Here is a 14,222-nt window from a genome sequence, read left to right on the forward strand (position 1 = left end):
AAAGCATATCGCGAATTTTATATTAACTTTGAAAGAAGAGTGGGGGATGAACAAAGATTCAACTCTAAGTTTGAATTTCAACGTATGACTTTGGGAGTTTTGGATAGTTATTACGAATACCTAAGGAGATATCAGAATGGAAACTATGTTATAGGGTCGTTGAGGCATATGTCTTCCGCAATAACTAAGTTAGATGATGACAAGTTGGTGGCCAGAGAGTTGAAAAGGCTGTACTTGACTATTGAGAGTTTGAAGAAGACTTTTAAACCTAAGAATTATAACGTTATTGATGAGCGAGTTGTATCCGCTGCAGCTGAAAAATACTTGGCTGGCTCAGAGGTTGATGATGTTGATGGTTGGTTGGCTCAGATTCCACTAAGAATAGCAGAGAAAGTTAATAAAAATTATGTTTACTTGAGGTGGGCGAGGCGAGAATTTAGTAAAGGTCGTTATATTCATTCAGCAGATCACTACCGGAAGGTTTTGAAAGGTGTGGATGGGGTTTATTTCTATAAAGGAGAGCGAGATAGAATTAAAGCTTTGGATGAAATTGTGCGTTTGTCGATAATGCAAGCAAATGGTGAAATTAGTGAAGAAAGTTATTTGTTTGAATCGGCGATGTCACTAAAGAAAACGAAGTACGATTCTGATAAGGCAATTAAGTTTCTTAATGAATACAAAAGAAAATTTAAAAGTAGTGATTCTGCTCGTATAGAAATGCTGAAAGCATTTTGTTATCGCGATGCCTCAAAAGGCAAAGATATGTTGAAAAGCTTGTGGCGAGTTGTCAATGAACATCCTAAACACCATCTGGCCGATGATGCTCTAGCTGAGATAGCTGTCTACTATTTGTTGTGGGAACGCGATAATGCTAAAGCCAGAAAATATCTTAATCAGGTAGTAGAACGATATCCCGAGGGTAATGCGGTAGATAATGCCCTCAACTGGATAGCTTGGTCCTATCGGGCTGAGTCGAAGTATCAACAAGCACTCTCTGCATATCTTGATTTAGTAAAGAAGGAACCTCTCTCTCGTTTCGTGGAATATGCATTCAACAATATTGTTAAAGCCTCCTCTGTAGAAGAGAAGGGCATGAACCCAATATTGGAATACTTTCGCTTAACTGGGAAAGCGGAGGAAGCTGGGTTTGCTACCTTTGATGATCGTCCCGTTATTTTCTTCGGTAATCGTGACGGTAAGATAAAGCGGCTTGATGTGGAGTTTGAGTGGGCGACAAAAATTGATGAATTTTCTTATAACCCTGAAAATAAATTCGCTGTTTTTAGAGCAGAGGACTTTGACTATGTAGTCAACTATGCTTGGCGAACAACGGACGATTCACTCTTTTTTGTAGCATTGAATAAGCGCACAAAAAGTAAGTCTAGTTCTGAGAACATTAGGCTTTTAGAAGATAAACTGGTTCTTACTCAGCTCTATTCTAATTTATAGTTTAATAAGGTAGCTGTTGCTCTGATTGGATATGACGACATAGAGGTCGTGCGCGGACCGTGTATCTTCAGTTGATTGAGAATAGCTTTTGGGGACGGATGGGTTGGGTAAGTGGTAGGTTAACGGTTAACGTTGGCCTTTAGGAGGGGAGTCCTGAAGCTCCCCTCTTCTCAGAGGACTAAGAAGTGAAAATCAGACGCTTACAGATTCAGCCTCCCGCTGATACACCGACTCTCCCATCGCAAACGTCTCCTTAATCGCCCGGTCATCCCCCAGCGTCATCATCACAAACAACCTTTCTTCCAGGCTTTTCGCCTGCTGCATCCGGTAGGACATCAATGGTGTGCAGTTGTAATCCATTACGATAAAGTCCGCTTCGCTGCCCGGTTCCAGGCTACCGATCTTGTCGTCCAGTTTCAGTGCTTTCGCTCCACCCAGCGTCGCCAGATACAGAGACTTGAACGGATGCAGTTTCACGCCCTGCAGCTGCATCACTTTGTACGCTTCGTTCAGGGTGTGCAGGATGGAGAAGCTGGTGCCTGCACCCACGTCGGTACCCAAGCCAACCTTGATCTTGTGTGCTTCCATCTTCGGCAGGTTGAACAGGCCGCTACCCAGGAACAGGTTGGAGGTCGGGCAGAAGGCGATGGTGGAATCGGTTTCTGCAATACGTTTGCACTCCTCATCGCACAGGTGCACACCGTGGGCAAAGACGGAGCGTTCACCCAACAGTTCGAAGTGGTCGTACACGTCCAGATAGCCGTCCTGATCCGGGAACAGGTCTTTCACCCAGGCGATCTCGTTGGTGTTTTCGGACAGGTGGGTGTGCATGTACAGCTCCGGATACTCGCGCAGCAGCTGTCCGGCGGCGGCCAGCTGTTCGTCACTGCTGGTCGGTGCGAAGCGTGGGGTCACTGCGTAGTGCAGACGGCCCTTGCCGTGCCAGCGTTCGATCAGCGCTTTGCTGTCGCGGTAGCTGCTTTCCGGTGTATCCGTCAGCGCTTCCGGTGCGTTGCGGTCCATCATCACCTTACCGGCGATCATGCGCAGGTTGCGCGCTTCGGAGGCCTCAAAGAAAGCGTCCACTGATTGCGGGTGCACGGTGCCGAAGACCAGCGCGGTGGTGGTACCGTTGCGCAGCAGTTCGGTCAGGAAGATGTCGGCCACTTCAGAGGCGTGCTCGTCATCTTCAAAGTTCTGCTCGGTTGGGAAGGTGTAGTTGTTGAGCCAGTCGAGCAGCTGCTCCCCGTAGGAGGCGATCATGCCGGTCTGCGGAAAGTGGATATGGGTATCGATAAATCCGGGGGTGATCAGTGCATCCGGATAGTGGGTAATCTGCATAGCGGCTGGCAGATCTTTCAGCATCTCTTCGGCGTGACCAATGGCCGCGATGCGACCCTCTTCAACGATCATCAGGCCGTCTTCAAAGTAACGGTAGCTTTCTTCCAGGCCGACTTCGACCGGATCAGCGATGCTGTAGATCATGGCGGCACGGTAGGCTTTTGCCTTTGGCTGTACGTGTTTCATCAATTTACTGTCTCAACAAATTAAGCGTGTTGTTAACAAGCGGAGGGAGCAGCTCCCTGAGCCTTAGATCGCCAGACGTTCCACCACGGTGGTTTCTTCTGGCGTTGGCTGTGCGGCGCGACCGAAGTTGGCGTTGTAGTGGGCGATCACCTCACCGGCCACCGAGACAGCGATCTCGGCTGGCAGCTTGCCTTTCACTTCCGGTATGCCCATCGGGCAGGTCATACGCGCCATCTGCTTGTCGTTAAATCCCTTGGCTTTCAGCCTGTGTTCGAATTTCTTGCGTTTGGTATGGGAGCCGATCAGACCGTAGTAGGCGAAATCATTTCGCTTCAGGATCGCTTCGGTCAGTTCCTGGTCCAGTTGGTGGTTATGGGTCATGACGATGAAGTAACTGTTGGCGGGCAGGTCATCCACCTCGTCCACCGGATACTCGTTCACGACCTGGGTAACACCGTCAGGGATATGGTCAGGAAATTCATCTTCCCGCGAATCGATCCAGCGCACGTTGCAGGGCAGGCTGGAAAGAATGGGGATGATGGCGCGGGCTACGTGGCCTGCGCCAAACAAAGCGATCTGAATGGTGCTGGTGCCCAGGGGTTCGAACAGCAGGGTGGTGGCACCACCACAGCACTGGCCCAGGCTGGCACCGAGCGAGAAGCGTTCCAGGCGAGGTTGGCTTTCGCCTTCCTCCAGCATCTGGCGGGCGATTTTGATCGCCTTATATTCCAGATGACCGCCACCGATGGTGTCAAACTGCCTTTCCTGGCTGATAACCATTTTGGCACCCGCATTACGCGGGGTAGAACCCCGCTCGTCCACCACGGTAATCATGACGGCTGGGGTGCCTTCTGCTTCCAGAGCGGAAAGGGCTTTGATCCATTCAGTGTTCATGTATCGCTCCCGTTATTATCTTTATTATGGGTCTGATCAGAGTGTTTAGGGGTTAGGTCGTCTCGGTGGACGCGGTTTTCGCTTCGGTTGTGCGCTGCTGCTTTAGCGTTTCGATCGCCCACAGCACCCGTTCAGGGGTCGCCGGTGCATCGATTGCCGGGCTCACGCGATAGTCGGCGACACTGGCGATTGCATCCTTGATGGCACAGAACACGGAGATCCCGAGCATAAAGGGTGGCTCACCGACTGCTTTGGAGTGGAATACGGTGTCTTCCTTGTTCTTGCGGTTTTCCACCAAACGGGTGTTGAATTTCACCGGCATGTCGGAGATCGCGGGAATTTTGTAGCTTGCAGGGCCGGAGGTCAGCAGGCGGCCCTGATCGTTCCAGACCAGTTCCTCTGAAGTTAGCCAGCCCGCTCCCTGTACGAAGGCGCCTTCCACCTGACCGATATCGATGGCCGGGTTCAGCGACGCACCCACGTCGTGCAGGATATCCGCCTGCAGGATCTTGTATTCACCGGTCAGGGTGTCCACGATCACCTCGGCGCAGGCTGCCCCGTAAGCGTAGTAGTAGAACGGGCGTCCACGGGCTTTATCCCGGTCGTAGTGAATCTTAGGGGTACGGTAGAAACCTGTGCTTGAGAGCGAGATCTGGTTGAAGTAAGCGAGATTGATAAACTCCGCAAACGGCAGCACTTCATCGCGAATCATCACGTAGTTGTTCTGGAAACGCACATCTTCTTCAGTGACCTGATAGTGACGGGCGGCAAACTCCACCAGACGCTGCTTGATGGTACGCGCGGCGTTCTGTGCGGCCTTGCCGTTCAGGTCAGCACCGGATGATGCCGCCGTCGGTGAGGTGTTCGGTACTTTATCGGTGTCCGTTGCCGTGATGTGGATGTTGTCGAAATCCACCTGGAACTCTTCCGCGACAATCTGCGCCACCTTGGTGTTCAGGCCTTGACCCATCTCGGTACCACCGTGGTTCAGATGGATGCTGCCATCGGTGTAGATGTGGACCAATGCACCGGCCTGGTTCAGGAAGGTTGCGGTAAAGGAGATACCGAATTTCACCGGTGTCAGGGCCAGACCTTTTTTAAGGATCGGATTGCTGGCATTAAAGGCACGGATCGCTTCGCGACGTTTGCGGTATTCGCAGCTTGCTTCCAGATCGTCGATCATCTCCGGCAGTACGTTGTCTTCCACTTTCTGGTAGTAGTGTGTGGTATCGCGGCCTTCACCGCCGTAGAAGTTGGCTTTACGTACGTCTAACGGGTCTTTGCCCAAGCGACGGGCGATATCGTCCAGCACGATCTCCGGCATGATCAGACCCTGCGGGCCACCAAAACCACGGTAGGCAGTGTTGGAGACTTTGTTGGTCTTGCAGCGGTAGCCGGTCACGGTGGCATCACCGAGATAGTAGCTGTTATCGCTGTGGAACATGGCGCGATCAATAATGGAGTTCGACAGATCCGGCGAGTAACCGCAATCGCCTGCCAGCTTCATCTCGTAACCGGTGATAACCCCTTTATCGTCAAAACCGACTTCGTACTGGTTGAAGAACGGATGGCGCTTACCGGTCATCACCATGTCTTCCATGCGTGGTAGACGCATCTTGGTTGGACGACGGGTATGGTGAGCGATCACCGCTGCGATACACGCAGGGCCTGCGGCCTGGGTTTCTTTACCGCCGAACCCACCACCCATACGGCGCATATCGATCTGTACTTTGTTGAAGGAGATGCCCAGTACTTCGGCGACCAGCTTCTGAACCTCGGTTGGGTTCTGGCTGGAGGTGTACACGATCATGCCGCCATCTTCGGTTGGGATGACGGAGGAGATCTGGGTTTCCAGATAGAAGTGCTCCTGACCACCTATATGGACGCTGCCGTTTACCTTGTGCGGTGCTGCAGCCAGTGCCTCGGCTGAATCACCCCGCTTGTGGGTGTGGGGCTCGCTGATATAGTTTTCTTTTTCCAGCGCTTCTTCGACATCGAGAATCGGCGTCAGGTCTTCATATTCGATCACGGCGGCCATGGCCGCTTTACGTGCGGTTTCATGGTCGTTGGCGGCAACTGCGATAACCGGCTGACCATAGAATTCCACCACATCGTCTGCCAGCAGTGGATCACCCGGCATGATCGCACCGATATCCAGCTGGCCCGGTACGTCTTTTGCGGTGATGGCAATCGCCACACCCGGGAAGTCGTAACAGGGTGTGGTGTCCACTTTGGTGATGCGGGCGTGTGCACGATCTGACAGGCGGGCGTAGACGTGCAGCTGGTTGGGGAATTCCAGACGGTCGTCGACATACACCGCTTCACCTGCGACCTGTTTGGCTGCACTTTCATGTTTTACGCTGCGGCCAACACCCGAGGTGAGGTCGTTTTTGGCCTCTGCCAGCATCTCGTCGTAGCTTTTCTTATTGTTGTGATGGTTAGACATAATCTGAAACCCGTGTTGTTACTTCAGTAGCTTCAAGTTCGACAAAATAGCGGGTCAGCAGGTTAGCTGCTGCCAGTGAACGGTACTCTTTGGATGCGCGGAAATCGGAGAGCGGTGTGAAGTCTTTTGCCAGTTCGGCTTTTGCGCGCTCGATGGTCTCTTTGTTCCACGCTGCTCCCTTCAGTGCAGCCTCGCAGTGGCTGGCGCGTTTAGGGATTGCAGCCATACCACCGAATGCGATTCGAGCGTCTTCAACACGGCCTTCGCTGATTTTTAGCTTGAAGCAGCCCAGTACCGCGGATATGTCGTCATCAATACGTTTAGACACCTTATAGCTGCGGAATTCGCTGCCAGCCTCGGCACGTGGCACGATCACTTTCTCGATAAACTCGCCCGGTTGCTGAGCGGTGACCTTGTAGTCGATGAAGTAGTCTTCCAGCAGCAGGGTGCGGGATGTGTCGCCATGACGCAGCACAACCTGTGCATTCAGCGCGATCAGTGCTGGGGGAGAATCACCGATAGGGGAGGCGTTACCGATGTTGCCACCCAGTGTGCCCTGATTACGTATCTGCAGGGATGCAAAACGATGGAGCAGGGCGCCGAAATCCGGGTATTCGTCTGTGAGCACGTCATAGCAGCGGGTGAGTGATGCCGCTGAACCCAGCTCGATACGGTCTTCAAACACCTCGATCTTCTTCATCTCGGCGATATCACCAACGTAGATCAGCTGGTCGATCTCACGGTGGAACTGGGTTACTTCCAGTGCCAGGTCGGTACCGCCTGCTACCAGTCGGGCTTCCGAGTTTTCGCTGAAGAGTGTCGCCAGTTCGGCTACGGTGCGTGGGTTGAAGGCGTACTTACGGCCGTCGTTTACTTCTGGCTGCGCTTCCTGCTGCAGAGCGCGCAGGCGAGCGATGGTCTGTTCTTTACTGCGATCGAAGTGATCCTGGGTGTTGTCCTCATACATCTTTTCGGTGGCGTCGATGATCGGACGGTAGCCGGTGCAGCGGCACAGGTTACCCGCAAGAGCTTCATGAATATCTTCGTGGCTTGGGTGGCTGTTGTTTTTGCCGAGGGCAAACATCGACATAACAAAGCCCGGCGTACAGAAACCGCACTGAGAACCGTGGCAGTCAACCATCGCCTGCTGGGCAGGGTGCAGATCGTTACCATCTTTTAGGTCTTCGACGGTGATCAGCTGTTTGCCATCCAGTGCGGAGATAAACGTCAGACAAGAGTTGATGCTGCGGTAGCGCAGGTTGTTGCCATCTGGTTCTGCAATAACAACCGTACAGGCACCGCAGTCACCTGAGGCACATCCTTCCTTGGTTCCGGTTTTTCCAGCATGAATGCGCAGGTAGTTCAGGACCGTCATATTGGGATCGATACTCTGTTCTTCACGCAGTTCTTGATTGAGTAAGAACCTGATCAAGGCGGGCCTCCTTTTTTTGTATTTGTTATTCGGTTCAGATTGTATACATTTATTAAAAATCAAAGCTGACCATCAAGTCAAGAAAAAGCTGTCCTCGTGGTTAGGAAATTATAGGCCGGGTTTATCCTTAGTGTGGGAGTACGGGGTAGATATCGCCAAAATTCCACGGTAAGTGCAGAAAATTGTGGGATTTTGGGGAGGGCCAGTGGCGCGTTTAAAGGTCTGAACGAAATGTGATGGTGATGTTTGACACTGATTCTGTAGTAGGAGCAGGCCAGATCAGGGGGTGGGGTTTGTATTTTGTGTACAATTTTGAGTGAGTTAACTCAGGCTTGTATTGGGCCGATAGGGAGAGACCAAAGCGTGCTTTGAGCGATGTGAGAGGGCTGGTGATGTTCGTCTCGCGGGGTCGTAACGGTTTAAACGTTATACCCGGGGTGCAGAATCTTACGGTGGGGGTTGGCAACGTGAACGGGTTGTCATATGCCAGACTTCCGGTATGCAGAAGTCTGGCATCAACAGCGCTATAGCTCGGTATCTTTCAACGCCCTATACGGCCCCAACAGGTGGTCCTGAATCAGTTGCACAGCACTTTCGCTATCTCGCGCCAGTAATGCATCAATTAAGTCCTGATGTTGCTGTTGGTTGGCATGGAAAACAGTTTGATTCAGCATATTACGCTTCAGCCACAGATTGCGGTAACGCGACGCTTTTTCATACAGTGACCGGCGTACGTGGAGCAGTGTCGGTGAGGCACAGCCTGCGGCAATCGCGGTGTGGAACTCCTGATGCAACGCTTCCCAGCGTTGAATATTTTCAGGGCTGTTTTCGTCCAGTAATTCTGCTGACTTCTTCAAACGATGGGCCGCAGCCAGAATACTGGCTTCCCATGCATCGTCACCCCGGTCAATCGCCTGACCGACACATAATCCTTCAATCTGGGCGCGGGTATGGTAGATGTCCGCCATCTCTTCTGCAGAGATCGGGTGTACCGTGAATCCGCGTTGATTCTCCACAATCACCAGTTGCTCAACGAGCAGTTGGGACAGTGCTTCTCTCAATGGACTCACACCCACCTGATACCGTTCTTTCAGGCGCACCATGCGCAACTTCTCTCCGGGGCTGAAGTAGCCCGTCAGAATATCCTGCTTAAGCTGACTTAATACCTGAGTGGCATAGTTGTCGCTGCTATGTGTGCTTGGGGTAAGGGGGGTGTTGGCGTGTGCGGTCATATTCCATTCTGTTCGACGGCCTGATATGCGACCCATTCTACGTTAAGAATGCAAAACAGTTAAATAACGCTGAAATCTAAAAACGTTGACATAAAGCAAAAACGTCGACATTATTGGCTTCAACTTATCTAACAACCGATGACTGGGAAAAATAACAATGTCGGCAATTGAGCAGATTCAACAGGTGGCTGCACCTGCCAATGGTTACAACGTTCAAGACTTCGCAGAGAACAAACGTCTGCAGGTGATTACGCTGAGTGAAGAAACTCTGACTGCATTTGAGCAAGAGACTCAGCAGTGGGATGTGCAGGCATTGGAATACAAGCCGTTCTTACGTTTTGCGATTGCGGATAAGCTGGATGCGATCTGTGGTGGCACGCTAAGCCCGCGCCTGAACCAGATCATGCAAAACCGTGATCAGGCTGCGTTCTTGCTGCAGTATGAAGGTCAGCCAGCGTCTGATCAGAGTGAATTCAACGTGAAGTTGTCTACGGCTATCTCTCACCTGATCGGAATGCCTAACTTCGATTCTATGTATGGCAAGTACTACGCACGTTTCACCGTACGCAACGAAGACAACAGTGACAGCTACCTGCGTCAGGCACACCGCCGTATGGAACTGCACAACGACGGTACCTATGTTGATGAACGTACGGACTTCGTCCTGATGATGAAGATGGACGAAAAGAACATGGAAGGCGGCGAATCTTTGCTGCTGCATGTCGACGACTGGCAGGATCTGGACAAGTTCTACAACCACCCTCTGGCGAAGCAGGATATTGTTTGGGGTTCTCCGCCAAGCAAGCAGGTTGCCTATAAAGTTGAGCACCCGGTGTTCTTTGAAGAAGATAGCCAGGGCAAGCCTCACATGCTGTTTATCGACCAGTTTGCTGAGCCACAAAACATGCGTCAGGGCCTGTACCTGCATCAGATGGGTGAGTCTCTGGAAAGCGAAGAGAACTGCTTTGGTGTACGTGTGCCGGTGGGTTCTATGCTGGTTTGCCAGAACCACTGCTGGGTGCATGGTCGTGATAAGTTTGTACCGCATCCGGGTCTTGAGCGTGAATTATTGCGTCAGCGTGGTCACTTCACCAAAGCGTAAACCTGCATAAGTGGACGCCGGAGTGTCTGTGAGGGGCTTCGGCGTTAACTGACAATGTTCCTAATTACATGACTGTGAGCACTATGATTTACGATTACCTGATTATTGGCGGCGGCATCGTCGGCGTTTCAACGGCATGGCAGCTGAAACAGCGTCACCCGGATAAAAGCGTGTTATTGGTTGAGAAGGAATCGGTATATGCCAAGCATCAGACTGGCCATAACAGCGGTGTGATCCACGCGGGTGTGTATTACGCACCGGGCAGTTTGAAAGCTCAGTTTTGTAAGGAAGGTGTTGCAGCGACGATCCAGTTTTGTGAACAAAACGGGATCGCTTACGAGCAGTGTGGCAAGTTGCTGGTGGCGACCAATGCGCTTGAACATGAACGAATGCTGGCCCTCTACGAGCGCTGCCATACGAACGGCATCAACGTTGAGTTGTTGACCCAGAAACAGCTCAACGAAGTGGAACCGGATATTGTCGGCACCGGGGCTATCTTAGTGAAAGACACCGGTATCGTGGACTACCAGAAGGTGACCACCGCGATGGCGGGTTGCTTTGAGCAGTTGGGCGGTGAAACCCGTCTGAATACCAAGGTTGTTGGATTGTCGGAATCGTCTGATGTTGTCAGCGTTGATGTGGAGCGTGCGGGAGAAACTGAACAGATCCAGTGCCGTTTCCTGATTACCTGTTCGGGGTTGATGGCGGATCGCACCACGAAGATGCTGGGCATCGAAACGGATTTCCAAATCGTGCCGTTTCGAGGTGAGTACTACCGTCTTGGGCCGGAGCATAACCAGATTGTAAAACATCTGATCTATCCGATTCCTGATCCTGAACTGCCGTTTCTGGGTGTGCATCTGACCCGCATGATCGATGGCACCGTGACGGTGGGACCAAACGCGGTGCAGGGCTGGAAACGTGAAGGTTACGGCCGGATCAATATCAGTCTGCGCGATGTGATGGATATGGTGAGCTTCTCTGGATTCTGGAAAGTACTAAAAGCTAACTTCAAGGTTGGGTTAGTCGAAACGTGGAATTCGTGGTGGAAGCCGGGTTATCTGAAAACCGTGCAGAAGTACTGCCCGAAACTCAAACTGAGTGATCTGCAGCCTTATCCAGCGGGCATTCGTGCGCAGGCCGTCATGAAGGACGGTTCACTGGTGCATGATTTCCTGTTTGCCGAGAGTCCGCGCAGTTTGCACGTGTGTAATGCCCCGTCACCTGCGGCCACCTCATCGATCCCGATTGGTGGCTATATCTGCGATAAACTGGCCGAAAAGCAGGTTAACTAACAGCGCTCACCCTTCGCCCGTTGTCATCATGGCGCGGGCGTATTCCTGTATCTCCCCTTTAAGCCACTGTATCGCCGGATCATCAGCGTAAAGCGGATGTTGTGCGATGGTCATCTCAATCTCTGGAATGCCATGCGGCGGTTTGATCATCCGTAGCGGCAGCATCTCACAGAATAGCTGCGCCATATGGAATGGCAGAGTCATGATCGCATCGGTGCGGGCGACAATGCGTGCGCCGGCGGTGTAGTTGGTGATGCGGGATACGTATTCACGTTGTCTGTTCTGTGTTTCCAACCAGCGATCGATTGGATTGGCGGTTTCACTTTCCAGATCGAAAAATACGACGTGCTTCTGTGCCAGATATTCTTTTAGATTCAGCGTATCCGACACCTGCTGATTATTGATGCCCGCGACACATATTTGTTGTTCTGTAATCCAGGGCGCGACTGTCAGGCGTGAGGGCAGGGGTTGGTAAGAATCCAAACCAACGATCATATCCACGGTGCCTTTTTCCAGCCGAGAATAGGCCGTATCCATCGCGATCAGGTCGATCTCCACTTTAATTTGCGGCGCACGTTGTTGTAGCTGACTGAACCAACCGGGAAAAACCACTGTTTCAAAGTAGTCCGTGGTGGCGATCCGGAATGTGCGGTCACTGCGGGTTTCAGAAAACGGCGGCGGCGGGTTGAGGGTTTGCTCAATCAGTTGCAGTGCTTTTCGGACCTCTGGCAGCATCGCCAGTGCGCGAGGTGTGGGTTGCAGTCCCCCTTCCGTCCGTACTAATAGAGGGTCGTCCATCTGTTCCCGCAGTCTGTTTAACGCGTGACTCATGGCGGACTGGCTGAGGAACACTTTCTCAGCGGCGCGGCTGACATGGGATTCGGTAATCAGCGCTTCAAAAATTATCAGCAGGTTCAGGTCAAATTGACGCAACGGTTTCATGAGTCATCTCTATAGTATGTATATCGTGCATATATCAATCATAACTATGCATTTCAATAATTAAAATGCCTTGGGTACTCTAAAGGAAATATAAAAACCGTTTGTCTGGAGAGCCTTATGTCCGAGAACCATACGACCGTTGCTGATGCGGAAATGCCACTATATGGCGCACTGGGAATGACGTTTATGCAGTTTCCGCTGCTGCGCAACCTGTCACACAGTGATGCGGAAGTGATTGTGAGCGGTGTGCCCTATGATATGTCTACATCCGGACGCTCAGGAGCTCGCTTCGGGCCTGAAGGTATTCGTTCTGCGTCCGTCAATATGGTGTGGGAAGGTGCGCGCTGGCCATGGAATTTCGCACTCGACGACCACCTGAAAGTGGAAGATGCTGGCAACGTTTTGTTCAAACACGGTGAGCCACAAACACTGGTCGATAATCTGGAAGCCCACATCAGTCAGATTATGGATGCCGGTAAAACAGCACTGACCTTTGGCGGTGATCATTTTATTACGCTGCCGGTATTGCGTGCCTATGCCAAGAAGCATGGCCCGGTGGCGATTATCCACTTTGATGCCCACACGGATACCTATTCCGGCGGCACCAAATACGATCATGGTACGTTGTTTCACCATGCGGTGAATGAAGGTCTGGTGGATACAGAGCACTCTCTTCAGATAGGCATTCGTACCGCTTACGAAACCGATGGTCATCCATTTGAAGTACTGGATGCTGCGTGGGTGAATGGACACGGGCCAGAGGCCACGCTTCAGCGGATTAAGGATCGTGTAGGCGATAAGCAGGTCTACGTTAGCTTTGATATTGACGGTCTTGATCCATCTTTCGCGCCGGGAACTGGCACCCCGGTGTCTGCGGGATTAAGCATCGATACTGCATTGAAGATTATCCGTGGGCTGCGCGGTTTGAATCTGATCGGCATGGACGTTGTTGAAGTGGCCCCCGCGTACGATCATGCGGATATCACCTCACTCGCGGGTGCCACACTGGCATTGGAGTATCTCTATGTCCTCGCGGCCAACAAAGGCGCGGGTGGGGATTACTTGAGTAAGTAGCCGGATTAGATCTCAGTTTCTATTTAAGAACCATCTTCTGAAAGGAAGGTGGTTTTTTTATGGTTGAGATGTTGTCGGGCGGGCATTGTTGTAGGGAGTTGGTATGTGTGTGTAGGGCAGGCTTCAGCCTGCCGGTAGCCTGAAGGCTACCCTACAGGGATGGTGGGGTGTGGATTCGTCGTCATCGTAGGTGGTTGGCCTGTCGGGTGGTCACTGCTGCGGGGAATGGGTTTATGTGTGTAGGGCAGGCTTCAGCCTGCCGGTAGCTTGAAAGCTACCCTACAGGGATGGTGGGGAGTGAGTTCGTCCTCATTGCGGGTGATTGGCTTGCAGGGGAGTCGCTGCTGCGGGGAATGGGTTTATGTGTGTAGGGCAGGCTTCAGCCTGCCGGTAGCTTGAAAGCTACCCTACAGGGATGGTGGGGAGTGGATTCGTTGTCATCGTAGGTGATTGGCCTGTCGGGGGGCGCTGCTGTGGGGAATGGGTTTATGTGTGTAGGGCATGCTTCAGCCTGCCGGTGGCCTGAAGGCTACCCTACAGGGTGGGGAGTGGAGTGGGTTTGTTGTTATCGTAGGTGATTGGCCTGTCGGGTGGTCACTGATGTGGGGAATCGGTTTATGTATGTAGGGCAGGCTTCAGCCTGCCGGTAGCTTGAAAGCTACCCTACAGGGAGGGTGGGGAGTGGATTCGTCGTCATTGCGGGTGGTTGACCTGCCGGGTGATCATTGATGCGGGGAATGGGTTTATGTATGTAGGGCAGGCTTCAGCCTGCCGGTAGCTTGAAAGCTACCCTACAGGGATGGTGGGGAGTGAGTTCGTCCTCATTGCG

The 14,222-nt window shown here is 52.1% G+C and carries 10 protein-coding genes; 4 read left to right on the forward strand and 6 right to left on the reverse strand.

Features of this window, described 5'->3' with window-relative positions:
* Positions 1-1,449: tol-pal system YbgF family protein (locus tag ABYW01_RS04395; protein ID WP_372831308.1), on the forward strand; the 1,449-nt coding region annotated here is incomplete at its 5' end.
* Positions 1,450-1,641: 192 nt separating this feature from the next.
* On the opposite strand, the gene guaD is transcribed toward ABYW01_RS04395, so the two are convergent.
* From guaD to csiR, 5 genes are all read right to left on the reverse strand, one after another.
* Positions 1,642-2,976 carry a guanine deaminase gene (gene guaD / locus ABYW01_RS04400; RefSeq protein ID WP_372831309.1) on the reverse strand — a complete coding sequence of 445 codons (1,335 nt, stop codon included), beginning with the start codon at positions 2,974-2,976 and terminating at the stop codon, positions 1,642-1,644.
* A gap of 63 nt (positions 2,977-3,039) precedes the next feature.
* The gene (gene xdhC / locus ABYW01_RS04405; RefSeq protein WP_372831310.1) at positions 3,040-3,870 is read right to left on the reverse strand and encodes a xanthine dehydrogenase accessory protein XdhC; all 831 of its coding nucleotides are present in this window, start codon (positions 3,868-3,870) and stop codon (positions 3,040-3,042) included.
* Positions 3,871-3,922: 52 nt separating this feature from the next.
* Positions 3,923-6,316, reverse strand: a complete 2,394-nt coding sequence (gene xdhB, locus ABYW01_RS04410; protein WP_372831311.1) for a xanthine dehydrogenase molybdopterin binding subunit — start codon at positions 6,314-6,316, stop codon at positions 3,923-3,925.
* The gene (xdhA, locus tag ABYW01_RS04415) at positions 6,309-7,748 is read right to left on the reverse strand and encodes a xanthine dehydrogenase small subunit (protein ID WP_372831312.1); all 1,440 of its coding nucleotides are present in this window, start codon (positions 7,746-7,748) and stop codon (positions 6,309-6,311) included. The genes xdhB and xdhA overlap by 8 nt, the downstream gene beginning before the upstream one ends.
* A gap of 524 nt (positions 7,749-8,272) precedes the next feature.
* Entirely contained in the window at positions 8,273-8,980 is a 708-nt protein-coding gene (gene csiR / locus ABYW01_RS04420) for a DNA-binding transcriptional regulator CsiR (RefSeq protein ID WP_372831313.1), read from the reverse strand.
* Between the two features lie 157 nt (positions 8,981-9,137).
* Between csiR and glaH the strand changes: the two genes are divergently transcribed.
* Together glaH and lhgO are read left to right on the forward strand one after the other, a co-directional pair.
* Positions 9,138-10,082, forward strand: coding sequence for a glutarate dioxygenase GlaH (glaH, locus tag ABYW01_RS04425; RefSeq protein ID WP_372831314.1), 945 nt, complete (start codon positions 9,138-9,140; stop codon positions 10,080-10,082).
* An 83-nt stretch (positions 10,083-10,165) separates the two neighbouring features.
* A complete protein-coding gene (lhgO, locus tag ABYW01_RS04430; RefSeq protein ID WP_372831315.1) occupies positions 10,166-11,377 on the forward strand; it encodes an L-2-hydroxyglutarate oxidase in 1,212 nt (403 codons plus the stop codon).
* Positions 11,378-11,383: 6 nt separating this feature from the next.
* Here the strand turns inward: lhgO and ABYW01_RS04435 are convergent, their stop codons facing one another.
* Positions 11,384-12,319, reverse strand: a complete 936-nt coding sequence (locus ABYW01_RS04435; protein ID WP_372831316.1) for a LysR family transcriptional regulator — start codon at positions 12,317-12,319, stop codon at positions 11,384-11,386.
* Between the two features lie 117 nt (positions 12,320-12,436).
* Between ABYW01_RS04435 and speB the strand changes: the two genes are divergently transcribed.
* The gene (gene speB / locus ABYW01_RS04440) at positions 12,437-13,393 is read left to right on the forward strand and encodes an agmatinase (RefSeq protein ID WP_372831317.1); all 957 of its coding nucleotides are present in this window, start codon (positions 12,437-12,439) and stop codon (positions 13,391-13,393) included.
* The last annotated feature ends 829 nt before the right edge of the window (positions 13,394-14,222 follow it).

The organism is Pontibacterium sp. (assembly GCF_041587635.1).
Classification (GTDB): Bacteria; Pseudomonadota; Gammaproteobacteria; order Pseudomonadales; family Balneatricaceae; genus Pontibacterium.